We start from the raw sequence: 24,814 nt of genomic DNA, 5'->3' as shown, positions 1-24,814 counted from the left end.
CAGATCAGGAGCGATTCTGCTTTTCTTGTAGCTGAATCTTATCCTCGGTCGCACTGATGGCTTTTCGGCACCGTCCAAGTCGACCATGCAGGGCAAGGATTTCTTTGTTTAGCTGGCTTGCCTGCTCGGGCGAGGCTTTAATCAGTTGGTCCTGACGCAGTGAGATCATTTCTTGCAGTCGTCGCTCGAATTCATGATTTTGAGACAACTCCTGATAGAGTTCATGAGAAGGTTGCATGATCTTTCTCACAGCCTGGCGGTACACTTTTGCTTTTTTATGTGGCCGAAAGCGGTTTTCCTTGGCCCAGACTGGGGTTGATTTAAGCACTTTAATAATGGCTTCAATTTGTTCGCCAATGTGCTCCACCGCATATTGTAAAGCATGACGCTGCGATTGTGGGGGCAAGTTTACGAGCGCCTCTTTCACTTCGTCTACATAGTCACCGAGCTTCAGGCTTTTACTACGAAACACATGGCTGTCAAACAAGCTGGGCTGCGACTGAATATAGCGGTTCTTATCAAACCACTTAGCTTTATCAAACTGCTCAGCATGATGTTGCAACTCGTTAACGCGTTGTCTGAGTTTCTCTAGTGGTTGACTCATACCATGTATGCCTCAAATATCAACTTAGCGGTCAACACGATCACCACAGCATTAAACAAGGGTTTAATCAGTCGGCTGCCAAATTTTATCGCTGAATGTGCACCAAGCCAGGCGCCCAGCATCAGAAATGTGCCCATGGTCAGTCCCAGCAGAAAATTGACATGGCCCAATGCGACAAATGTGATCAGGGAAATGAAGTTCGAGACAAAGTTCATCGAACGTGCCAGGCCACAATTAAGTAATAGACTCATTTTGTATAGCATGTCATTAGATGCAGTCCAAAAAGTGCCGGTGCCGGGCCCTGCGAGACCATCGAAAAAGCCCAGAGACAAGCCTTGTAGCCACTGTTTGACTTTCAGCACACCGGTTTTTTTCGGTAAATCGATGGAGTCGCTGTGACTCATTTTGCCAAACAGGCTGTACAAAGCAACCAGCAATATGATGACCGGAATGAGCTTATTGAGAAATTCGATGCTCAGTGAATCAACCAGTAAAGTGCCCAGTGCAGCACCAATGGCCGTGGCCAATACGGAGGCGGCCCAAAACCTTGGGTTGAAGAGGTTTTGTTTGTAATAGGTGAAGCTGGCGGTTAACGAGCCGAAGCTGGCTGCCAATTTGTTGGTGCCCAGTGCCATGTGAGGTGGCAGGCCTGCGGTGAGTAAGGCAGGTACTGTGAGCATGCCGCCACCACCGGCAATCGCATCAATAAAACCAGCGGCTAGTGCAACTGTACATAGTAACGCCCAGGTAGCTGGGTCTAAAGCAAATTCGAGCATGGATTAGTCTATTTGTTTCGCAAAGGGTGGCAGCGTATCCAGCATCGCCTTGCCGTATCGTTTAGTAACCAGGCGTCTGTCAAGTATGGTGATGCGGCCAGAATCCGTTTCTTTGCGCAGCAGTCTACCACAGCTTTGGACTAATTTCTTGGCAGCATCCGGCACAGTGATAGATAAAAACGGGTTGCCGCCCTTTGACTGAATAAATTCAGCCTGCGCTTCTTCAACCGGAGAGGTTGGCACGGCAAAGGGGATTTTAGTGATCACCAGGTTTTCGAGATATTTGCCTGGCAAATCGAGTCCTTCTGACAGGCTTTGAGTACCAAATAAAATACTGCCCGCGCCCAGGTCGATAGCTGCCTGATGACGCTTTAATAGTTCTTCCCGTGATAGTTCGCCTTGTACCAGGATCTGCCAGTCTTGTTTTCGCAGCTTAGCTACCACGTGATCCATCTGCCAGTAGGAAGCAAACAGCACCAGATTGGCTTTCTTCTTGTCCAGGAAATCAGGCAGAGCCTCGGCCAGATAGTCGCTAAACGCTTTATCGGTGGGATCGGTTTTAGTTTGGGGAATATGCAGCTGCGCCTGTTTGGCATAATCAAATGGTGAGTCGGCTTTGATGTATTTGACGCCGGGCTCATTACTAAGCCCACTTTCGCGCGCGAAGTGATCAAAGTTGCCCATGGCACTGAGGGTTGCAGAACACAGCACGGCTCCGGCGCACTCACGCCAGAGGTGATCTTTGAGGTAAAATCCAACTTCTATCGGGCAGTCGCACAATAGATAGTCATGGTGATGTTTGTAATCGAGACGTTTGATCCAGCGAGCATGAGGAGTGCCTTCGCCTTTTGTTGCGTAGCTGAACCACAGCTTGTTGAGCTGCTCCAGACGATTAATATACTGGCCGCTTTCGGCCAAGATGGGATCGGCAATGAACCCCTGTACATCTCCGTCATTCACATCCAGTGTTAGCGCATCATGCATCTTGCTCAGTGCCCGAAGTGCATCCTGAGTTGCATCGGCAATGTTTTTGGCCCGTTCTTTGAGTTGCTCTGGCACTTCACCATGTAAGAAGCGGTGCGTGTCATCATCATTATAGCTGTAGTCAGATTGATCCAGCATGTCTCTGACCTGACGTAACACCTTATTGGCGTCATTGGCGGCATCGTTAAGTTTAAAGTTCTGTCCGATGGCTTTTTGAGAGACCACGACATTGGCCATTTTGCCGCTGAATTTGAGTAGCTTATCGAGCCATTCTATGGTGCCTTTAATGGTTGCGGCAGCCGATGAAAAGTCGCGGGTAATATGCGGCAAATGGTGGGCTTCATCAATGACGTAAAAGGTATCTTCGGGATCGCTTAAAATTGTACCGCCTCCGAGTTCCAGATCAGCCAGTAACAAGGCGTGATTGATCACCAATACATCCATTTGGGCAATTTTTTGTCTAGCAAGGTGAAAAGGGCACAGATTATGAGATTTCAATTGTCGTTGGCAGGCATGCTTATCACAGGCAATGAGGTTCCAGACTTTGTCGGGAATGGTATCTGCCCAACTATCTCTGTCTCCCTGCCAGCGTTTATCCTGATAGGCTTTCGCCAGTTCCTGTAAACAGCGTTGTTCCATGGCAGATAGAGGTGTACTGGTGGTGGGCATCAGGGACATTTGTGTTTCTTCGCCGCTCACGGCAGCCAGTAGTTTTTGTACACAGATGTAGCGCTGGCGCCCTTTAACCAGGTCAAATTTGAAGTCGAGCCCGGAGTGCTCTCTAAAAAAAGGCAGCTCTTTATTCAGCAACTGCTCCTGCAGCGCTACCGTTGCAGTCGAGATGATCAGCTTTTTCTTTTTTGCCAATGCCATGGGAAGTGCGCCCAAGCAGTAAGCCAGCGATTTACCTGTGCCGGTTCCTGCTTCAATGACGCAAACACGCTGAGACTTGTGGTAGTCGCCTCCCAGCGTTTTAGCGATTTCTGCGACCAGATAATTTTGCCCGGCGCGAGGGCGATAGCCTTCCAGTTGTTCAGCAATGTTGGTGTGTGCCTGGCGGATGGTTTTTTTTAAAGAATCTGACAGCATGTAGGATCGCTTAAGCAAAAAAGTATGGATATAATTACAGGTATTCTATTCTAGGCGGGGATCCCCTTTGGCACAAGCGGTATATCAGGGCTTTATCCTTTCACGGCAGCAAATCCACCTTAACAATCGGTTGCACCTCTGTTACTGGCTGAAATCTACCGAAGGCTTGTTAAAGGTGATCACCGAAGCACAACAAGCGGTGCTGTTTCTTCGCACAGAGGAGGCTGAAAAGGCGCAAACTCTCCTGGCAGGCCAAGTCCAGGGGGTGGAGTTCCGACCGCTTGCACTTAAGCACTTTGACCAATCCGCTGTGACGGGCCTCTATTGTCGTACATTGAGCAGCTACTACCAATGCAAGGAACACCTGGGCTCTCAGGTTACCTTATATGAAGCAGACATTCGCCATGCGGATCGTTATCTGATGGAGCGTTTTATACGTGGTGGTGCCTGGGTATCTGGTCATGCAGTAAACAAAGCCGGCTATATTGAGATCCAGCAAGCTCGGCTGAAGCCGGCACCGCATTATGTCCCAGAGTTGTCTATGTTGTCGCTGGATATAGAATGTAGTGGAGAAGGGGTGTTGTTTTCAGTTGGGCTGGTGACGCAAACGCAGCGGCGCGTCATCATGATTGGAGATCCCCAGAAAAGTGATGTGGATGTCCGCTGGGTTGATGATGAATTGGCTCTGTTGCAGGCCTTAGTCGAGGAAATCAACCGCCTTGATCCAGACGTGATCATTGGCTGGAACGTGATTGAGTTCGACTGTGTAGTACTTCATGAGCGCTCAGAAGCATTGGGTATCTCATTGAGTATTGGCCGGGATGGCTCCCCGATACAGGTATCCAAAGGGAATTTTACCCGCGTGCTGGTAGCAGGTCGGGTGGTGCTGGATGGCATAGATACGATGAAAAATGCCACCTACCATTTTGAAACGTTTAAGCTGAGCTACGTGGCCCAGCAGGTACTTGGGGAAAGCAAGTTACTCAATCAGGATGACAGGCTGGAAGAGATCATCCGCCTGTTCCATCATGATAAGCCTGCGCTTGCAGCCTATAACCTGCAAGATTGCGTGTTGGTATGGGACATTTTTACTCAGTTGTCTTTGCTTGAATTCGCAATTGCCCGGACTCAGTTAACTGGCCTTGAGCTGGAACGTATGGGTGGCTCCGTAGCTGCATTTACAAACTTGTATCTGCCACTATTACATCGCAGCGGTTATATCGCGCCCAATTTGGGTGAGCATGGCCTGACATTCGACAGTCCCGGAGGGTACGTGATGGATTCGCGGCCAGGGTTATATCAAAATGTGCTGGTGCTGGACTTTAAAAGCCTTTACCCCTCAATTATACGTACGTTCCATATCGATCCTATGGGACTCATCGAAGGGCTCAACTCTCCTGACAATGCAATTAGCGGGTTCAATGAAGGTACTTTTTCCAGAACCTATCATCATTTACCTAAGCTGGTAGCCCAGTTGGCACAAGCCCGACAGGAAGCCAAAGATCGTGGCGAAAAAATGCTGCAACAGGCCATCAAGATCATTATGAATAGCTTGTATGGGGTGCTGGGGTCTCGAGGTTGCCGATTCTATGATCCGCGTTTGTCTAGCTCCATCACCCTGCGTGGTCACGAAATTATGCAGACCACACGTCGCTGGATTGAAGAAATGGGCTACGAGGTGATCTACGGTGATACAGATTCAACCTTTGTATGCGTACCAGAGTCTTTGTCTCCTGCGCTGTGCCAGCAGCTCGGTGAGCGCCTGATGAAAGAGATTAATCAGCGCTGGACGCAGCAGGTTGACAGCCAGTTTAGTTTACCCAGTTATCTGGAAATTGAGTTTGAAACCCACTATAGCCCGTTCTTTATGCCGACCATCCGAGGTCAGGAAACGGGATCCAAAAAGCGTTATGTCGGTCAGATCCAAACCGAGCGGGGGGCTGAGTTGGTGTTCAAAGGGTTGGAGACGGTGCGCAGTGACTGGACTGAGATTGCCAAAGAGTATCAGCAGGCGGTGATCCGGGCCTTATTTGATAATGAAAATGTGGTTGCGGTAACGGAGCAATACATCGCATTGATCAACAGCGGTCAGGTTGATAATAAGTTGGTCTACAAAAAACGCCTGGGCAAACCGCTGAATGCCTATGTTAAAAATATTCCGCCTCATGTCAGGGCTGCGAAAGAAGCTCACAGTCGTGGGTCTGCGAGCAACCTGGGTAAGGGGAGTCAGGTTGCCTACTATATAAGTACAACAGGTCCAAGGCTGATACAGGGGGTGTTATCTAACCCGGATTACAGCCACTATATAGAAAAACAGATTTTACCCATTTACCAGATGCTACCGGATGTTGACCTGGATGCCATTACCTTAAATGGTCAGCGAACGCTGGATTGGTCCTCAGATTTGTAATAGCGTGCAAGCGGTTTTTTAGCTGCTTGTAAGCAAATTTTTTTTTCCGTTTATTTGACGCTCATCACAGAAAAGCAAGTGAAACAAAGCTTTATTTGAATGTAAATACATACTAACAAAATTGGTAATGGTTTGTTTGGGTGTTATTTTTCGCATAAAAAAACAGCAAACAAACCAAATTTAAAAATATTTTTTTTAACTAAAATGCGACTTGCATTTCTTTCCTGATATTGGTCCTTGTGTTCTTTGTGTACAGTCTTCATGTGAATTCAATTAAAAAATACATTTATTTTGAAGTGAGTAGTAATTAACTTTAAAGCCCTGTTAAAAGCTTGGGTTTTCCTTGTTCTATTGGTGTGCCTGTCTGTTAAGTTTGGGCGGTTTGACGCTTAACACAGGTCGCGATTAGTATCCGTCGCGAAAATTCAGAGACTGCTGAAATTTACTCGGCAAGCTCGTTATAAATACCAACAATACTCATGCTTACCGCCACGTGTAAGCCCAGGGAGAAAACACATGTTGAACACTAAAGTAACTAAGGCCGTGCGTTTAGCACTGGCATTTGGTGCTGCGTCTACGGCTGTGATCGCACAGTCTGCAACCGCTCAGGAAGGTGCCGAAAAAGTAGAACGCATTGAAATCACAGGCTCGCGTATCAAGCGTGTCGACATGGAAGGTGCAAGCCCGGTTGAAGTAATCTCTACCGCTGAATTCGAAGGCCAGGGCCGTGTCTCTGTTGCCGAAGCACTTCAAAGCGTGACGTCTAATAGCTTTGGCTCTATTATCCCAAGCTCAGGTAACAGTGCACAGTCACAATCAACTGTGAGCCTGCTGGGTGCTGGTGCTGGTCGTACTCTGGTACTGATCGACGGTAAGCGTATGGGTAGCTCTCCTTCACTGAACGGTGGTGGTGCCAACTTGAGCTCAATCCCGATGGCAGCGGTAGAGCGTATTGAAATTCTGAAAGATGGCGCTTCAGCTATCTATGGTTCTGACGCCATTGCGGGTGTTATCAACGTTATCCTGAAAAAAGACTTCGAAGGGGTGTCTTTCGATATTCAGGTAGGACGTCCTGAAGCAGAAGGGGCTGACTCTAAGCAAATGTCAATGGCATTTGGTGTAAGCTCTGACAAAGGTAACATTACTTTTGTATACGATCATCAACAGCGTAACCCTATTTTTGACCGTGACCGCAGCTATACTGCCGCGTCAATGGAAGATAAAAACAAAGATGGCCTGATCTCTATTTATGATGAAACTGTCGGCATCAGCTATTCTGGCGCGACTGTTAAAGGTCCTAACGGCATGCTTGCATCTCCAAAGTGTGACGAGCTAACCAAGAATGTAGACGGCTTCGTAGGCGTACTTGATCAAGGTAGTGCATTAGGCGGTGTTGGCGGTGGCCAGGTTTGTGGTTATGCATATGCTGACGTTTCTGCCAACATGGCGTCGACTAAACGTGACTCGGCGATGGCGAGCATTACCTATGAACTCACTGATGACCTGGAGCTTTTCGGTCGTGCAATGTTCAGCCGTAACGATTCTTTTGGTCGTTATGCACCAGCAGCTGCAAACTGGAATGATATGGCAGCAGACAATGAACATAACCCTACTGGCGAAGTAACTAAAGGCTATTTCCGTTGGTATCAACTGGGTAACCGTGACGGTGAAGTAACGGATTACCAGCAAGATTACACTTTAGGCCTTAAAGGTGCCTTCGGTGATACGGCTGAGTGGGAAGTTTCTTACCACAAAGCACGCCTGGACTATCGCGATGTTGGCCGTTTTTATCTGAGCAAAGCGGGTCTGTCTCACAATACACTAAATGATATTGCGCTTGATTCAGAGCAAGGTATCGCCAACATGCGTGCCACAACTTACACAGAAAACCAAAGTGAACTAGATCACGTGTTTGCCGGTATCGGTTTTGAGTTTGGTGAGCTGGAAGGCGGTGCTATTGCCCACTATGTGGGTGGTGAATATTTCGATATGACGCTGAATTCTCGTTATGATGCACAAAACGAAGCTGGCTTGATTGGTGGTAGCGCTGGTAGTTCAGGTGCGGGTGAGCGTGATGTAACAGCCGTGTTCTATGAAGTGGCTTTCCCTATCCTTGATAACCTGACACTGAGCGCAGCATACCGTTATGATGACTATAGTGACTTTGGTGGTGAAGGTAACCCAAGCGTGAAGCTTGACTACCGTCCAATTGACGACTTGCTACTTCGTGCTTCTTACTCAGAAGGTTTCCGTGCACCATCTCTTAAAGAGCTAAATGCAGCTGATTCAACAGGCTTCCCGAAAGCAACTGACTATGTATTCTGTGATCAGCAAGGTATTGCTGCATCTGATTGTACTGAAGCAAGCTATGAAGAGCTACGTCAGGGCAATAAAGAGCTGGGTCCAGAAGAATCAAGCTACATGAACCTGGGTGTTGTTTACTCTGGCTTTGAAAATGTATCTATTAAAGTAGATTACTTCGAGCTTGAAGTAGAAAACTTGATTAGCCTTATTGAGGTTCAGGACTTAGTTGACCTACAGTCCGCAGGTGCATATGACGCACTGGTTGCTGAAAGACCAGCAGTTAAACTGGTTCGTAATGCTGACGGCTCAATCGATAAAGGTTACACACAGTATTCAAACGGTGCATTCATGTCGCGTAAAGGTTTCGACATTGATGTATCTTACAAGCTAGATACCGCATATGGTGACTTCAAATTCAGAAATGTAACAACACTTCTGACAGAAGTTGGTGAAGATATTTACTTCAGTGGTCCAACAATCAATGCGAAGAAGGCACCAGAGCAGCCAGAGCTTCGTTCTCAGTTCACTGTGAACTATGCTGTTGATAACTACTCTGTTAACTGGACGACAGATCTGATCGACAACACGTATCAAACTGAGACTAAGCAGCGTCTTGATTCTGGTCAACATGTAGTAGAATACTCAGGAACTCTGCCTACTTATGTAACACATAACCTGAACATCAAATACTTCAGCGACGGTTACGGTACATTTACACTGGGTGCACGTAACCTGTTCGATAAAGGTGTAGTGTACAATAACAATGGTTTCTACGTAGATTACCCTCTGTATAACGCAGGTCACATTGGTCGTGAAATCTTCGGTGGATACCGCATCAGCTTCTAATTTACAGCTGAACTAATTCAGTAAAAAGCCCCGTCAGGGGCTTTTTTTTTGCCACCTTCTTAAGTCAATTACGAGTCTGGTATTCTGCCCCTTACTTTCGTGAACATTTCTCGTTCGCATCTTCTTTGGTTATAAAGCGGCCTGTGACAGGCGGATAAGTGCTCTCTGTTTACTCCAAATCTGCCATTTTTAATACTTGTGTGACGGGTTGGAAAAATTGTACCCATTTCACACATTTCGTTCACAAACCCATGTTTAATATGTGCTTATCTGTGTATTTAAGATCATCAAATAATATAAAAAATGTTAAATTGGGTCGTTCCCCGCTCAGGTAATTGCAAAAAACACATCAGACTATGTTGACCTAGTGTCTAGTTGTTGTTTAAGATGCATCACTAAGTTACCGTTTTGGTAAAAATACAAAGCGTTTGTTAACGCAAAAAATAAATATAACCATCTTGTATGGTCCAGGGAGAATCCAATGTTAAATAACAAAGTAACAAAAGCGGTTCGCTTAGCGATCGCGTTTGGTGCTGTGTCAGCAACTGCGTTCGCAGCCAATGCTGAACAAGGCGAAGAGAAAATCGAAAAGATTGAAGTAACCGGTTCTGCTATCAAGCGTACAGACCTGGAAGGTGCTTTGCCTATCGATGTAATCGACGCTTCTGATATCGCAAAATCTGGTGTTACTAGTGTACCAGACCTAATTGCTAACCTGCCTGCGATGCAGGGTTTCACAGCTGCTGGTGAGTCAGTAGGTGGTGGTGGTGGTGGTATTCAAACTGCGTCACTTCGTAACCTTGGTGCTGAATACACGCTGGTTCTGGTTAACGGTCGCCGTATGGCTTCTTCGGATTCAGGTTCGAGCATCGACATCAACTCAATTCCACTATCTGCGATCAAGCGTGTAGAAATCCTGAAAGATGGTGCTTCTGCACTATATGGTTCTGATGCTATCGCGGGTGTTGTTAACTTCATTCTGAAAGATGACGTTCAAGCGACTACTGTAAGCGCTCGTTATGACAAGCCTTCAGATACGTCTAGCTCAAACTTCTCTATCACAACAGGTTTCGGTGACCTGGACAGTGATGGCTTCAATGTTATGGTGAGCTACAGCCGCGATGAGCAGGACAACCTACGTTCAGTTGACCGTGACTTCGCAAAAACAGGTTTCGTTGAGTTTGAGCACGCTGGTCAGGACCTAGTTGCGATCGCTGGTTCTTCAAACGCAATCCCAGGTAATGCATACGTCAAATACTATCAGCGCGATGATGCTGGTGCATATGTATTGGATGACAACGGTAACCGTAAAACATCAACGTACTCTTTGAACCCGTACAAAGAAGTGAACGGTTCATGTCACACAACAAGTGCACCTTCTGGTAACGCGTGTCAATTTGACTACACCAGCACGCTAGAAATTCAACCAGAAAGTACTCGTGACAACTTGTTCCTACAAGCGATTGCAGCCATTAACGACGATATGGAAGCATATGTAACTGCGTCTGCATCTAAGTTTGAAATGATTACGCGTATCGCTCCGTACCCAACTGGTGGTTTCTCTCTTGATGAAAATAGCCAGTTTGTACAAGACAACGTAATTACGCACCTGCCTGACGCTGTTAAAGCTGATATGGTTGAAGGTGGTGTGTCAGCACGCTGGCGTGTACTTCCAGGTGGTAACCGTACTGATGAGTGGACTGCAACTACGTCACACATCGTTGCTGGTCTGCGTGGTGAATTTAACGAATGGTCTTACGACTTCGCCATCACTAGCTCAGGCGCTGAGCGTGAGCAGGTTCGTCTTACTGGTTATCCGTTAGAGAAAGAGTTCATGGAGCTGGTCACGTCTGGTCAGATTAACATCTTTGATGCTCCAGAAAACCTTTCTGACGAGCAAAACCAGATGGTAGCAAACACCATGTTTAATGGCCTTTGGGATACCACTGACACTGATTTGTTCGCAATTGAAGGTAAGACTTCAGGCGCAATCGCTGAGCTGGATGCTGGTACTGTTTATTTAGGTGTTGGTTTCGACTATCGCAAGTCAAGCTATTCACTGACCAATGGTGCGGGTCAAAATGCTGAGATTGTTCTGTTTGAAGCTGCTGGTACTGAGTTTGACCTTGAGCGTGACAGCTACGGTGCATTTGCAGAAGTAATCGTGCCAGTACTGGAAAACTTAGAAGTAACAGGTTCACTACGTTACGATGAAATTGGTGAAATCACTGATTCAAAACGCACTGGCAACCAGACTGTTAACGACAGTGCTGACGATACAACTTATAAAATAAGTCTTTCTTACCGCCCAACTGACGAGTTGCTACTACGTGCAAGCTACGGTACTGGCTTTAAGGCTGCGACCATGCGTCAAATCGCGGCACCTCGTCTTGAGTTTGGTGTAACTGCATCACCGTACGATTGTCCGACTGGCTTGGCTCCTGAAAAGGCGCAATACTGTCACCAGGATAAACTGCAATATGATGTATACCGTGAAGGTGAAAAAGACCTTCAGCCTGAAACATCTAAGCAGTACACGTTCGGTTTTGTATGGGCTGGTGACACAGGTACAAGCTTTGGTGTTGACTATTGGAACATCAAGATGGAGAACGAAGTTCGCCGTCTGACTCAGAACCAAATCTTCGCCGATCCGGTAACTTACGATGAGCTGTTCACAACTAAAGTTGACAGAGGTACGGGCGATACCGTTCTTGCTATCATCCAGCCTGCGCGTAACGTTGGTGAGTCTCGCACTTCAGGTATCGACTGGCATGTTGATTTCACAACCAACTTCTCGTTTGGTGAGCTGAAGTCTAGCCTGATGGGTACATACCTAATCGAAGATGAGAGTCTGCGTGTAGGTACTACAGATACTTGGGATACTAGCCTTGGTAAAGTAGGTACAGATGAAGAAGTGGCTTTCCGCAACATCATTAACTTCAACAACACGTTCACACATGGTGACTTCACGCACAGCCTGAATCTTAAAGCGCGTAGCGGTTACACAGATGCAAGCGCAGACGTGAGCTTCTATGTTGCTAAGGCTGATGATTGGGATTCAGCGGTAGACGGTAGTGTTATCCAGAAACACATCCCTGTTTACATGACTTTCGACTATCGTCTTGCTTACGCTTGGGGCGACAATGCAAACATTGCATTCGGTATTAAGAACCTGTTTGACAAAGAGCCTCCGTTCACTCTGAACGCATCAGCTGGTCACCAGGTTGGCTACGACCCGCGTTATGCTGACCCGTATGGTCGTACTTTCTACCTACAAGCAGATTACACATTCTAATTCTGCCTGACTAAGTAGACACAACAAAAAAGCCCCTGCTAATTGCAGGGGCTTTTTTGTTGCAAATAATCGCAATTATACTTATTGTGTTTTTTGCAACAATGTTTGATTTACAAAGTGCTTACGCTCAGTCAAGTTCCACCCCGTTCGGTTCTAGTCATTCACTTTTAGATGCGTCGTCTTAAAACCATCTGTGCGATTAAAAAAACGTCAAATTAACATGTAACAAGGCTCTAAAATCACTACAGATATGAGTCAGATAATTTAATCCCTATAACCCTTTGTTTTTAATGTGTTTTTTTGTTTCTTTTTTGGGTTTTTTGTTTCCGTTTTAAAAAAGGTTGTTGACCTTTTGTTTTTCATGCGATTAGTATGTTTCACCAATATGGCTAAAAGTGTACGCACTTGTTACCCATATAAAATCAAGAAAATACATAAAAACAATGCTTTAAAAGATTTATTTAAAGCCAGGGAGAAAACAAATGTTAAATAGCAAGATCTCGAAAGCGGTCCGCTTAGCACTGATGTACGGTGCAGTATCTGCTACAGCTTTTGCAGTAAATGCAGAAGAATCAGAAGAGAAAATCGAGAAAATCGAAGTAACAGGTTCAAGCATCAAAGGCACAGACCTTGCGGGTGCACTTCCTGTTGATATCATCTCTGCAGAAGATATTAAAAACACTGGTGTTACTAATGTTGGTGACCTGGTTGCACAAATCCCATCGATGCAGGGTTTCACAACTCCAACTTCTTCAGTTGGTGGCGGCGGTACTGGTCAGGCTACAGCATCACTACGTGGTATTGGTGAAGACTACACACTAGTACTTCTAAATGGTCGTCGTCTTGCACCTCTTGACTCAGGCAACGCGGTTGACTTAAACTCTATCCCTCTTGCTGCTATCGAGCGTGTTGAAGTTCTAACTGATGGTGCATCAGCACTATACGGTTCGGATGCGATCGCTGGTGTAATTAACTTTATCCTTAAAGATCAGGCTGATGAGTCTACAGTATCAGCACGTATGGACCGTCCAAAAGACGGCGCAGAGTCTTACAACCTGAGCTTCACAACTGGCTTTGGTGACTTCGACAGAGATGGTTTCAGCTTAGTAGCTTCACTTAGCCATGAAAAATCTGAAACGCTTCGCTCTAAAGATCGTGATTTTGCTAAAACAGGTTTCCTTGAGTTTGAAGTAGATGGCAACTCTTACTTCCAGCTGAATGGTTCTGGTAACGCGATCCCTGCAATTGCGCACGTTTTCATTGGTGAGCGTGATGAAGAAGGTCGTCCAATTAACGGCGCTTACACTAAAAGCTTCAGCCCGTACTATGCCGAAAATGGTTCTTGTGCACCAGACACAGCAGCCTCTCCATTTGGTAATGCTGGCGGTGTAGACTGTGTTTTCGACTTCACAAGCACACTAGAGATCTACCCTGAGACAGAGCGTACAGCTTTCATCCTACAAGGTGATTTTGCAATCACTGACGATATCCAAGCGTTCTCAACTCTTTCTTATACCGACTTCACAATGACGTCACGTATTGCTCCAAACCCAACAGGTCAGTTGAACCTGGGTGCGATTAATGGTGACTCAGCAAACAGCGTACTTTACACAAAATACGTTGAAAAGCACCTGACAGAAGAAGAAAAAGCTAATGCATCAGAGTTCCGTGCTGCATGGCGTGCTCTACCAGGTGGTAACCGTACCAACCAATACGATAACACTGCTATCAATGTTATCTTAGGCCTTGAAGGTACGGTATTGAACGATATCGACTTCAACACTGCTGTTGTTTACTCGAAGAACGAGCGTGAAGATCACGTTAAAAACGGTTACTACAACCGTTCTACTTTTGCACCGACAATCGCTGGTGGTTCTATTGACGTATTTGCCACGGCAGAAGAATTTGCTGGTGACCAGGCGTCAAAAGATGCAATCGAGAGCGTTCAGTGGCGTGGTCTTTGGGATACCGTAGAAACAGAAATGTTGTCTTTCGATATTCGTGCGTCTCAGCCGCTGTTTGAATTGCCTGCAGGTGAAGTGTATGTAGGTTACGGTATCGACTACCGTGAAAACAGCTATGCACTTATCCTGACCGAAGCACAGATCAATCGTGAATCAAATGCACCAGCAAACGATACAGGTTATGACCTGGAGCGTAGTCAGTACGGTGCGTTCACCGAATTCCAGGTACCAATTCTGGAAGACTTGAGTGCAAACCTGGCACTACGTTACGACAGCATCGGTAAAGTTAAGAATAACGATCCTTCAGACACGCAAACATATGAGTCTAACAGCGATACTACGTACAAGCTGAGCTTGCGTTATAACGCGACCGATAACCTGGTTCTGCGTGGTTCATACGGTACTGGCTTCAAAGTTGCGTCTCTTCGTAGCTACGCTCAACCATTGGCTTACAATGGTGTAACCGGTGCAAGCTATACGTGTCCAAATCTGGGTGATGCAAACCGTGAAGCGTTCTGTCCTACAGGTAGTACACAGTATCAAGCATTCCTGAAAGGTAACCCAACTCTGGCACCTGAAGAGTCAACGCAATCGTCAATCGGTTTTGTTTACTCGCCTACGTCAGATACAACGATTCAGTTGGACTACTGGAGCATTGAAATCGAAGGTAAGGTAGAAGCACCTGACTTTGACTACATGTTCGAAAATGTTAATCTGTTTAACGATAGCTTCCAGATCCACACTAGTACAGCGGATGACACTCAGAGACTTCTGTCGGTTGAGCGTGAGTACTTGAACCTGGGTAAAACAGAAACGTCAGGTATTGACTGGAAATTCGAATTTAACAATGAGCTGAGCTTTGGTCAGTTGAAGACGACACTTCAGGGCACTCATATCATTGACTCACAGTACACAGCGCCGGGTGTTGTACCTTATGAGTGGGAATCTAGCCTTGGTAAGTATGGTACTGACGAAGAAGTTGTATTCCGCAACGTTGCTCAGATCCAAAATACTCTGACACATGGTGATTTCTCACACTCTCTTCGTATTAGCTACAAGTCTAGCTATTCAGATGACCGCGTAGAAGTTGTTCGTGGTACTATTGCTAATCCAGTGATGGAAACTGTGTACAACGAAGAAGGTGTAGGTTCACAAGCATTTGTGACAGAGCATGTACAGTTGAAGATTCCTTCATATGTTAAGACAGACTACAAGATCGATTACTTCGGTTTTGAAAACACTGTTATTACATTCGGTATCAACAACCTGTTTGACAGAGAGCCACCTTTCTCACTGGGTGATCCAGAAGGTCACGTAGTAGGCTACGAAGGTCGTTACTATGACCAGCTACTACGTACATACTACCTGAGCGTAGATTACAGCTTCTAAGTAGTATAGAGATAAAAAAGGCCGCTTTTGCGGCCTTTTTTTATTGCTAGTTTTTATCCCCTGCTTGCAAGGGTGGTGATTATTTCTCGCGTTATTTACCTGAATGTATTTATGTCGGATAGCCTTTATTCCTAATAATAAGAAAGTATTGCTAGCTTATAACTCTTTTCGTATTTATATCGGTTTATTTTTATTTGGTTTATTTTGATTTATATGGGTTTATTTAATTATTTAATGGCTTTTAAATCTATGTTGTTTTTGTGTTTATAATGGTCTTGAAGGTTATAAATTATATTTATTAAATTTCCAACGCTAATAGTTAATGCTTGGTTTAACGGTATACATATGGGGGGTTGCGAAAAAAACGCTTATCATGTAATGAAAGTCATCAAAAAACATTAATATATTAATAACCTTCACATGGTTTGACTTTTTTGGGTACTTGTTATATACCTTGTAATGAAATTATAAAAGATTGCTTAAAGCAAGGAGAAGTCATGAAAACCAAAGCACTAATTCTCGTTTCTACATTGGGTTTACTTTTGACAGGGTGTAATAGTACCAGCAGCTCGAAAGACGACGGCAGTCAGGCAAATAACGGGTATCGTTGTAAGCAAGTACGTTCTCTGGGGTCAAATATTCCCAAAACAAGTTGTTCAACCGCCAAGCAAAGAACAGAAGCTCGTAAGAATGCACAAGATGCAATGCGAGAAAATCAGCGTGGCTTAACAAATAACCGACAGTAGTAACGCAGTAATTCCCAGCACATATACAGGCTTACGCAGTTTATAAGTCTGTATATGTATTAAAAGCCGGTGCTGATGAAGCACATTTTTTAAGTAACCTTATACCACTAGTTAAATTAGCTCGCCATAAAACTTTCCTCGGCTACCTTACATCCACTACCTTACTGGCCTTTTTATAGCGAATTTTAAATCCTGCCCAGGCAGGAAGCTCCCAGCGTTTCGGGGCGTCTTTACGATTACCCTGTATATACTCGAGTACAATGCGCTTGGCGGTAAAGCTGTAGGTGACTGCCATCGTCAGTTCAGGCAAGGTGATTCTCAGTGGGTATTTCTCAATAAAGGGGTCGATTATCCAGGCCTCTATGGGTAAATAAAATAAATCCTGTGCTTCAATTAATTCAAGGTCATCCTGTGTTTCAACGCCTAAATCCATGAGGGTTTGTGTTAGCCACTGGGTTGTATTCGGGAGTATCGGTAATTCACTTTGTTCATACTGGTGGTAAAGGTGTTGGTAGTCCAGCATCATACTTACTTGTTGCCAGACACCATCAAAAAGCAGCGCTTGCTCGATTAATTTAACACACGCGGGGATCAGGTGTGGTCCTTCAGCAAGCTGCTGTTGCCGCGACAATACTGTCCCGGCGTAGTTATGCGTCAGTTCAGCCCATATTTTGCCGTCTTCCAGGTATGCGCCTTCAAGCCTGGCGTCTGTTGATGCATATTGGGAGACCAAGGTGCGCGAAATAGGGGCAGCGAGAGTCGCCAGCGTGGTTGCCTGCTTTACGCCTTTTCCTGCTAGCGCATAGGTATCAAGCACCAGGATAGCTTCACTCGTGTCACAAATACGAGATTCTTTTGCCGGTACCACTTCGCTGTGGCCATTACCAAAACCACCGCGACGGTTATCCTTTTTAATAAACAACCAGTCCGGGCGGACAGATGCAATGGCGCTAAGTAGCGCATTTCGGTCATAACTGGCGGCTTTATCTAGCGGTGGTAACGCAAAGGCGTCTCTGAGTTGCTGGCTGAATAGCCGAGCTTCACGAATGGCCTCGTCCTCAATCAGCACGCCAGGGGCTTTTCCGCGCAGTAATGCAATGACCAGCTCCAGGTCGCAATTGTGGGGCAGTGCCTTACTGAGTGCCTCAAGTTGCTCCGTTGACCCCGGCAGCCGGTATACGCGCGCCGGTACCGACATAACGGCCACAGCATCAATCATCGCCTGACGTAGACGGTTATCCGGCATACAGGTGATGAGATGGCCCAATTCGACATCGACGGGCAAAGGGTAGAGCTGTCTGCCAAGTTCAGTTGCACGGCTATGTTCGTCTAGCGCACCTATTTTCCTGAGCAGGTCGAGTGCGCGTTGCCCGGAGCTTGCAGGCAGCGGGTCAATAAAGTTGAGTGTGTCTATGCCATCAGTGGCACAGCCAGCAGCCAATACCAGCTCAGTGAGGGCCTCTCTGTGTATTTCTGGCGGGGTAGTGTCTATTAACGGCGCATATTGCCCATACAGGCGCAGACAGAGCCCTTCCTGGGTGCGTCCGGCCCTGCCCAGACGTTGTTTTGCAGAATCTCTGCCGATTGTATCCAGGCCCAGTACTGTTTTACCATTTCTTAAGTGGGTGCGTCGCTCCAGACCTGAATCGATCACGCAGGTAATATTGGGTATGGTCAGTGAGGTTTCTGCCACATTAGTGGCCAGAATGATTCGTTGTTGTGGTTGCTGTTGTAAAGCTCGGTGCTGATCATCTGGTGCACAGCCACTGAATAACGGGACTATCAGCGCATCAAGTGATTTACACTGCGCAGCACACTGTACGATTTCTCCTTTACCAGGGAGGAACACCAGGATGTCGCCATTGGTATATTGCAGGGCATAATCACATGCAGCCTTAACTCTTTCACTCAGGTCGTCTTTACTTGGCATAGCGCGCATATCTTTGGCAAGAAAGCGCTCTTCAACGTCGAACATCTTGCCTGTGGAAGTCAGTAAGGGAGCATCCAGGTAACGCACCAGTCGCTGTGTTGACAAAGTGGCAGAGGTGACTATCAGATGATGCGCAGCTTGCTGTTTCAACAAGGCAAGTAACAGGTCCATATCCCAGCGTCGCTCATGGAATTCGTCCAGCATGATAGTGTCAAAGTCGGTCAACTTATTTTCAAAGTACCAGCGTAACGCCACACCAGGTGTGACAAATACGATTTGCGAGTTATCACTAAACACGCCTTCGAAACGAATGGCATACCCGACTTGTTCACCGAGCTTGCAACCTTGTTGCCGGGCGACATACTCAGCCAGTGAAGTGCAGGCTATGCGACGTGGTTGGATCACCAGGACCCGACCTTGCCGGGTGGCCCAGACGGGGAGCTGCGTTGATTTCCCCGAGCCAGTGGCGGCGGCAACAATTACGTTGCCAGCGGTTAAATGGTCACAAAATTGGGCTTTAATCTGTTCGATGGGCAAGGACATACGGACTTGATACTGTTAGATATTTTTTAAAGTGTCGAGGATTTTAACAAATCTCGCTTGAAAAGACTGCCCGTGGTGCGCATCTCTGAATAAAATATCAACGCGTAATAATCAATGACAGAAATCAGTTTACTCGTCGCTCTGGTGGTATTTTGTATCATTTACTGGCGACTCGACGATATCAAGCGCGCTTACTGGCAGCGTAAATATAGCACGCAAACTTTGAATGAGCTGGACAGGCAGGTGCTGCTGCGATATATGCCAATTTATCGCAATATGACCGATCATGATCGGGCTCGGCTGGAGCGGCACATCGTGTGGTTTTTAGGAGAAAAGCGGCTGCTTGGTCGAGATGGATTGAAAACCAATCGGGCTATGGCGCTGATCATCGCGGCTGATGCCTGCCTGCTGGTACTTAATCAACGCTGGCCGCTGTATCCCAATGTGAAAGAGATCTTGTTGTACCCCAGCAGTTATTATGCCGGACAGAATAATCGTGACAGTGCGGGGCTGGTGAGCTTTCATACCGTGGTGCGTCAGGGCGAGTCCTGGCCTGGTGGCACGCTGGTCTTGAGCTGGCACGATGTGCTTGAGGGTAACCGCTTACCTGAAGATGGTCATAATTTGGTGTTTCATGAATTTGCGCATCAGCTCGATCAACAGACAGGCCAGACAAATGGCACACCCCGGTTACCAAAAGGGATGAGTTACAAAAAGTGGGGAGAGGTATTATCGCGGGCGTATCAGCAGTTAAAAACGCAATTGGCTTACCACATGCCACATGTCGTACACGAGTATGGGGCAACCAATGAAGCGGAGTTCTTTGCGGTGATAACTGAAACGTTTATTGAAAAGCCTTTACAACTAAAGCAGGAAAATCCGGAGTTATTCTATTTGCTGAGTGACTACTACCGCTTTGATCCGCGCGATTGGATCAAGTAATGGTGCGCGTCATCTGGTTGAGGTGTATCAAGGCTCAGGCATAAAAAAACCGCTTCAGCTGAAGCGGTTTTTCATCTAAATCAGATTATGAAAAGCTGATCTCACCACGCTCTTTGCGTCTGTTATCACGCTTGTCACCACGCGGGTCTTTGAAGCTGCGCTTGCGATCGCCACGACCTTCGTTGCGGCCTTCAAAGCGACGCTCATCACGACCGCCTGAACGACGTTCGCCACCGCGACGCTCACCACCATTGCCCTGATCGGCCGGGTGTGTGCTCTTGCTCATCTTCATTGGGCGCTGACAGATGTAAACGCTCTGGAAGTGAGACAGAGTATCTGCTGGCATATCCTGAGGCAGCTGCACTGTGCTGTGCTCATCAAACAAACGGATTTCACCGATAAACTTGCTTGAGATATCTGCTTCGTTTGCGATCGCACCAACGATGTTCTTGACCTGTACGCCATGCTCACGACCTACTTCGATACGATAGGTATCCATAGGACCGGTGTTGCGACGTGCATTGCCTTTACGTTCGCCACGCTCACCACGACGTTCGCGGTTACCGTCACGATTACCATCGCGCTCACGACGTTCGCGTTGTACCTGGATCTCTTGCACTTTCAGTGGAGACTGCTGCTGTGCCAGACACAGTAGTGCAGCGGACAACTCTGTTTGAGTTAGCTCTAGCTTTTCAGCCATGCCTTGTGCCACTTCACTGAAGAACTCAATGTCTTTGTGATCAAGCGCCAGGCTTAGCTTGCCTTGTAGTGCTTCAATGCGCTTTTGCTCAACAACTTTCGCGTTAGGTAGTTCCACTTGCTCGATGTCTGAGCGAGTGTGGCGCATGATGTTACGTAGCAGATAACGCTCATTACCTTTAACAAACAGGATAGCTTTACCTTTACGACCAGCACGACCTGTACGGCCGATGCGGTGAACATAGGCTTCGCTGTCTTGCGGGATATCATAGTTGATAACCAGGCTCAGTCGATCTACGTCCAGACCACGTGCCGCAACGTCAGTTGCGATAACGATGTCTAACAGACCGCTTTTCAGACGCTCTACTGTGCGCTCACGGGCTTGCTGGTTCATGTCACCATTAAGTGGTGCCGCAGAGAAACCTTCGCGCTCAAGTAGTTCAGCTAGCTGAACAGTATCGTTACGAGTACGCACAAACACGATAGACGCATCGTAATCTTCCGCTTCTAAGAAACGTACGATGGCTTTGTTTTTATGCGTCGTTGCACGCCAGTAAACTTGCTCAATAGTGTCAACAGTCGAGTTACGTGGTGTGATTTTTACTTGTTCTGCGTTATCTAAATACTTAGAACAAATAGATTGGATCTGCTTTGGCATAGTTGCAGAGAACAAACAGGTTTGCTTCTCTACGGGGGTTTTTTCCATGATGCTTTCAACATCATCGATAAAGCCCATGCGTAGCATTTCATCAGCTTCGTCCAGCACTAAGGCTTTCAGATCCGACAAATCAATGGTCTTACGGTTAATATGGTCAATCAAACGACCCGGTGTTGCCACAATGATTTGTGCGCCACGGCGTAGTGCGCTTAGTTGCACGCCATAGCTTTGTCCGCCATACAGAGCCAATACTTCAACACCTTTGGTGTATTTAGCGTATTGGTTGAAGGCTTCAGCGACCTGTAAAGCCAGTTCGCGTGTTGGAGTCAATACTAATATCTGTGGTTGCTTAACGGATGCGTCAACATTGTTTAATAGCGGCAACGCGAACGCCGCCGTTTTGCCCGTACCCGTCTGCGCTAGTCCCAGCACGTCCTTTCTTTCTAGCAATAACGGTATACATTGAGCCTGGATCTCAGAAGGTGATTGATATCCCAGCTCTTCGACTGCCTTCAAAATTGCAGGAGAAAGATCTAAAGATTCAAACGTGACTGGTTCTGACATTAATGCGCCTCAACAAGTTAAAAGAGGCGGCATTGTACAGCAAAGAAAAAACAATTGCTTGCATAAATTGGCACTAATTTTGTAGGTGTTTGATATTGGTCAAAAAATAAACTTATTTATTTTTTTGCTCGTTAAATTGACAGGTAAGTGGCTATTTTTAGGAGGAAATCATGCCTGAATGGCGACTTTAAAGGTGATTCAGGCACAGATAGAGGGGGGCTGTGTTACTGATACAGACCCAGGTTTTCTTTGGCATAGGCTTCAAACTCGGTAAATCCGCCAATATGGCTTTGGTCAACAAAAATTTGTGGTACCGTCGGGCAAGGCTTGCCAGCGGACTTTTCCAGATCGGCCTTGCTTACGCCTTCTTTAATGATGTCAATGTAGCGAAATTTAAAATCGTCACGCTCATTCGTCAGACGTTCGGCCAAGTCTTTAGCTCGGACACAGTATGGGCAGCCTTCACGGCCAAAAATTACAGTAAACATCGGTTTCTCCATATCATTTTGTTTGATAATCAGTATATCGGCCTGTGTACAAAATGAAACCGCCAAAAACCGATGGCTGTGATTGAGAAAACCGATGATGCCTCAGGAGCGATACACGGTTTTAATTAGGTGGTAACCAAACTTGGTCTTGACCGGACCGTGCACCTCATACAGTGGTTTTTTAAAGACCACATCATCGAATGCTTTCACCATGTCGCCTTTATTGAACTCGCCTAAATCACCGCCACGTTTTTTCGATGGACATAATGAATGTTGTTTGGCCAGTTTGTTAAAATCGCCGCCTTTGGCAAGTTTGGCTTTAATAGCCAGGCACTCTTTTTCGGTTTTAACTAAAATGTGGTAAGCGCAGGCTTTTGGCATGGATAGGATCTCCGGACAATCAAAGGCGCAGATCATGCAAGGACAAGGCCGAAAACGCAAGTCTCATTTGTCTGCGTCCGGCCTTTTCAGGGGAATCGCTTAGAAAGTCATGCTAAACCCAATAGAAGGGCGGATAGAAAAATCGTCTTCCTCTTCTTCTATATACAGGTCGTTAACGGATTTGACTCTGTCGTAATCCAGGTCGATATAGGCAATGTTCTCCTGGCCATAGGCATTCATGAGTTCAAAGATCAGCTTGCCATCGTTGCCGAATATCTCGGTTTTACGTTCAAAGCGAATATCCAGGCGGTGATACACTTTGAACCGCTCTGAGAAGGGCTCGCCATACACAGGTAAGAAACGGCCATCGTGGTCGGGATTTTCTCTGACGCCGACAATAGGGGTATAAGCCTGGCCGCTGCGTGCGGTAAAGTTAAAACCACCTTGCCACTTCTCATTGATCTCATAGTGGAATACCGCATTAAACACCAGCGGCGTATCGGCGAAATAGTCGCGGGTGATATTCTGGCTGAGATCGGTGCGCTCACTTTTGGCATAACTCAATGCTACCCAGCCATACCAGTTATCGGTTTTATTCTTGTTGATCAGCAGGTCTACACCATAGGCACGTCCTTCAACGTCATTGCTATACAAATCAGCTGCATTGGGACCGTCGTCGATGGCAAGCGGCAGATCATCCATGGTCTTATAATAACCCTCAATTGACCAGCTCCACTCATTCTCCAGTTGCTGACTGAAGCCCAGCGTATAGTGATCTGACACCTGAGATTTCAGCTTGGGGTTACCAATTTCTGGCAAAATGTACTCCACATTCTGCATGCGATTGTAGCGACCCGCCTTGGCACTGATGGTGCTGTTTTCCGTCACGTAGTAACTGATTGCGAGACGAGGTGAGGTGAAGGTTTCATCCGTGTATTTGTTGTGTTGGCTCTGCACGCCCAGCTCTGTCTGCCAGTCATCGCTCAGTTGCCAGATATGCGCCAGACCAACAAATCCACTGTCGATATCTATGGTGCGCTTGCCGCTGATCCGCTCACCTTTTTTAAGATCGCAATCGGGATCCAGCTCAGTACACAAGTACTGGAAGGTGTCGTAGCTATATTCTGTTTCGTTATCAAAGTAAGCAGCATCTAAAACAAGCTGATGAGCTGGGTTGATACGGTAGTTCAGACGAGCCTTGTAGGTGTACTGTTTCTCCGATTCTTCTTCAAAATAACCGTTGGAAATGGTCGCACGGCGGCCATACTCTAGCCGGCCTGAGTGGTCGAGCGCACCAACACCAACACGTAGATGAAACTTGTCATTGTAGTGGTCCCACAATACGTTCTGGCTATTGAACTCCCTGATAAAGCGCGCATCGCCCTGGAACTCCGGTGTTTTTTGCGCTAGTTCAGAACGTTCATTGAAGCCTGCGGCCGCCGAGTCTTCCGCACCGGTAAAATTAAAAGTTAGTGTATTGTTGGCATTGATGTCCCACAGGAATTTACCCTGATAATCATGGTCATCCGGTGCATCATTGATGGTGACGCCGGTAGGCTCGCCATCTTCATCTTCGAGTTCTTCGCCCTCTTCAAAGAATAAGGGCAGGGTACTTTTTCGCCCTGATACATAGAAAGCCGTACTGTCGCTGAGCTGGCCTTCCACAAACACGCCAGCGTTGAACATGGTCAGGTCCAGCGTAGTGGTGATTGGCTGATATTTGGGATTGCGTAGCGTTACGTCAAAGACTGCGCCCGTTGCATTACTGTAGCTGCTGCCGTAGCCCGCAGAGTAAAGTTGGAAATCCTGAATGATATAGCGGTTAAATATCGAGCTGCCAAAATCATGGAAAATATAGCCCGCAGGCATAAAGTCCACTTCGAACATATTATCACTGGGGCTTGAGCCACGCACGGCGGGTTCACTCATCGAGCCGCCAGCAGCAACCACGCCCGGTAGTGCATACACTGCCCGCAGCGGGTCGCCCATAGCCCCCGGCATTTCGATGAGCTTTTCTGTGTCTTCTGTGATTTCAGAGGTGATTGAGCTGCGTTTATAATGCACTTCAATGTGTTCCATGTCTGTGCTGGTGTTTGCTTGTGCCTGCAGTGCCATGCAAAGCATGATAGGCGACAGTGCAAACGGTTTGTTGAGTGACGAGCGCGTCATGGTAGTCCCTTGTTGAATCTAAGCTGAATAAGA

14 protein-coding genes are annotated in these 24,814 nt (G+C 46.7%); 6 read left to right on the top strand and 8 right to left on the bottom strand.

Annotation, left to right across the window (positions count from 1 at the left end):
• Window positions 1–4: 4 nt before the first annotated feature.
• Genes MHN31_RS02835 through dinG form a run of 3 tightly spaced genes read right to left on the bottom strand, consistent with a single transcriptional unit; the run spans window position 5 to window position 3,453 of the window.
• The gene (locus MHN31_RS02835) at window positions 5–604 is read right to left on the bottom strand and encodes a primosomal replication protein (protein ID WP_125559991.1); all 600 of its coding nucleotides are present in this window, start codon (window positions 602–604) and stop codon (window positions 5–7) included.
• Window positions 601–1,380 (bottom strand): TSUP family transporter, encoded by a 780-nt coding sequence (locus tag MHN31_RS02830; protein WP_194866880.1) that lies wholly within the window; start codon window positions 1,378–1,380, stop codon window positions 601–603. The genes MHN31_RS02835 and MHN31_RS02830 overlap by 4 nt, the downstream gene beginning before the upstream one ends.
• Window positions 1,381–1,383: 3 nt before the next feature.
• On the bottom strand, window positions 1,384–3,453 hold the full coding sequence (gene dinG, locus MHN31_RS02825; protein WP_239443396.1) for an ATP-dependent DNA helicase DinG: 2,070 nt from the start codon (window positions 3,451–3,453) through the stop codon (window positions 1,384–1,386).
• Window positions 3,454–3,520: 67 nt separating this feature from the next.
• Here dinG and MHN31_RS02820 point away from each other — a divergent pair, with 67 nt between their 5' ends.
• From MHN31_RS02820 to MHN31_RS02800, 5 genes are all read left to right on the top strand, one after another.
• Window positions 3,521–5,863 (top strand): DNA polymerase II, encoded by a 2,343-nt coding sequence (locus tag MHN31_RS02820; RefSeq protein WP_239443395.1) that lies wholly within the window; start codon window positions 3,521–3,523, stop codon window positions 5,861–5,863.
• Window positions 5,864–6,379: 516 nt separating this feature from the next.
• Window positions 6,380–9,013, top strand: coding sequence for a TonB-dependent receptor (locus MHN31_RS02815; protein ID WP_239443394.1), 2,634 nt, complete (start codon window positions 6,380–6,382; stop codon window positions 9,011–9,013).
• 481 nt (window positions 9,014–9,494) lie between these two features.
• Complete coding sequence (locus tag MHN31_RS02810) at window positions 9,495–12,308, top strand: TonB-dependent receptor (protein WP_239443393.1); 2,814 nt, start codon at window positions 9,495–9,497, stop codon at window positions 12,306–12,308.
• A 482-nt stretch (window positions 12,309–12,790) separates the two neighbouring features.
• Window positions 12,791–15,661 carry a TonB-dependent receptor gene (locus tag MHN31_RS02805; protein WP_138537619.1) on the top strand — a complete coding sequence of 957 codons (2,871 nt, stop codon included), beginning with the start codon at window positions 12,791–12,793 and terminating at the stop codon, window positions 15,659–15,661.
• 497 nt (window positions 15,662–16,158) lie between these two features.
• Complete coding sequence (locus tag MHN31_RS02800; RefSeq protein ID WP_125560003.1) at window positions 16,159–16,407, top strand: hypothetical protein; 249 nt, start codon at window positions 16,159–16,161, stop codon at window positions 16,405–16,407.
• Window positions 16,408–16,549: 142 nt separating this feature from the next.
• Here the strand turns inward: MHN31_RS02800 and MHN31_RS02795 are convergent, their stop codons facing one another.
• Complete coding sequence (locus tag MHN31_RS02795; RefSeq protein ID WP_239443392.1) at window positions 16,550–18,880, bottom strand: helicase-related protein; 2,331 nt, start codon at window positions 18,878–18,880, stop codon at window positions 16,550–16,552.
• A 114-nt stretch (window positions 18,881–18,994) separates the two neighbouring features.
• Here MHN31_RS02795 and MHN31_RS02790 point away from each other — a divergent pair, with 114 nt between their 5' ends.
• Window positions 18,995–19,822 carry a M90 family metallopeptidase gene (locus MHN31_RS02790; RefSeq protein ID WP_138537617.1) on the top strand — a complete coding sequence of 276 codons (828 nt, stop codon included), beginning with the start codon at window positions 18,995–18,997 and terminating at the stop codon, window positions 19,820–19,822.
• Between the two features lie 85 nt (window positions 19,823–19,907).
• Here MHN31_RS02790 and MHN31_RS02785 read toward each other — a convergent pair whose 3' ends face one another.
• The 4 genes from MHN31_RS02785 to MHN31_RS02770 form a co-directional block, all read right to left on the bottom strand.
• Window positions 19,908–21,743 (bottom strand): DEAD/DEAH box helicase, encoded by a 1,836-nt coding sequence (locus MHN31_RS02785; protein ID WP_138537616.1) that lies wholly within the window; start codon window positions 21,741–21,743, stop codon window positions 19,908–19,910.
• A gap of 224 nt (window positions 21,744–21,967) precedes the next feature.
• A complete protein-coding gene (locus tag MHN31_RS02780) occupies window positions 21,968–22,231 on the bottom strand; it encodes a GrxA family glutaredoxin (protein WP_049866370.1) in 264 nt (87 codons plus the stop codon).
• Between the two features lie 102 nt (window positions 22,232–22,333).
• A complete protein-coding gene (locus MHN31_RS02775; RefSeq protein WP_010382504.1) occupies window positions 22,334–22,612 on the bottom strand; it encodes a peptidylprolyl isomerase in 279 nt (92 codons plus the stop codon).
• 99 nt (window positions 22,613–22,711) lie between these two features.
• Window positions 22,712–24,781, bottom strand: a complete 2,070-nt coding sequence (locus MHN31_RS02770) for a TonB-dependent receptor (RefSeq protein WP_239443391.1) — start codon at window positions 24,779–24,781, stop codon at window positions 22,712–22,714.
• Window positions 24,782–24,814 lie beyond the last annotated feature (33 nt).

This window comes from Pseudoalteromonas sp. McH1-42, from assembly GCF_022347845.1.
In the GTDB taxonomy this organism is placed as follows: Bacteria; Pseudomonadota; Gammaproteobacteria; order Enterobacterales; family Alteromonadaceae; genus Pseudoalteromonas; species Pseudoalteromonas rubra_D.
Note: the sequence above shows the minus strand (reverse complement) of the source record. Positions and strands in the feature narration are given on the sequence as shown.

Bases quoted from the DNA above. Each gene is read 5' to 3' on its own strand.
- MHN31_RS02835 (WP_125559991.1), bottom strand. From the start codon at position 604: ATGAGTCAACCACTAGAGAAACTCAGACAACGCGTTAACGAGTTGCAA.
- MHN31_RS02830 (WP_194866880.1), bottom strand. From the start codon at position 1,380: ATGCTCGAATTTGCTTTAGACCCAGCTACCTGGGCGTTACTATGTACA.
- dinG (WP_239443396.1), bottom strand. From the start codon at position 3,453: ATGCTGTCAGATTCTTTAAAAAAAACCATCCGCCAGGCACACACCAAC.
- MHN31_RS02815 (WP_239443394.1), top strand. From the start codon at position 6,380: ATGTTGAACACTAAAGTAACTAAGGCCGTGCGTTTAGCACTGGCATTT.
- MHN31_RS02810 (WP_239443393.1), top strand. From the start codon at position 9,495: ATGTTAAATAACAAAGTAACAAAAGCGGTTCGCTTAGCGATCGCGTTT.
- MHN31_RS02805 (WP_138537619.1), top strand. From the start codon at position 12,791: ATGTTAAATAGCAAGATCTCGAAAGCGGTCCGCTTAGCACTGATGTAC.
- MHN31_RS02800 (WP_125560003.1), top strand. From the start codon at position 16,159: ATGAAAACCAAAGCACTAATTCTCGTTTCTACATTGGGTTTACTTTTG.
- MHN31_RS02795 (WP_239443392.1), bottom strand. From the start codon at position 18,880: ATGTCCTTGCCCATCGAACAGATTAAAGCCCAATTTTGTGACCATTTA.
- MHN31_RS02790 (WP_138537617.1), top strand. From the start codon at position 18,995: ATGACAGAAATCAGTTTACTCGTCGCTCTGGTGGTATTTTGTATCATT.
- MHN31_RS02785 (WP_138537616.1), bottom strand. From the start codon at position 21,743: ATGTCAGAACCAGTCACGTTTGAATCTTTAGATCTTTCTCCTGCAATT.
- MHN31_RS02780 (WP_049866370.1), bottom strand. From the start codon at position 22,231: ATGTTTACTGTAATTTTTGGCCGTGAAGGCTGCCCATACTGTGTCCGA.
- MHN31_RS02775 (WP_010382504.1), bottom strand. From the start codon at position 22,612: ATGCCAAAAGCCTGCGCTTACCACATTTTAGTTAAAACCGAAAAAGAG.
- MHN31_RS02770 (WP_239443391.1), bottom strand. From the start codon at position 24,781: ATGACGCGCTCGTCACTCAACAAACCGTTTGCACTGTCGCCTATCATG.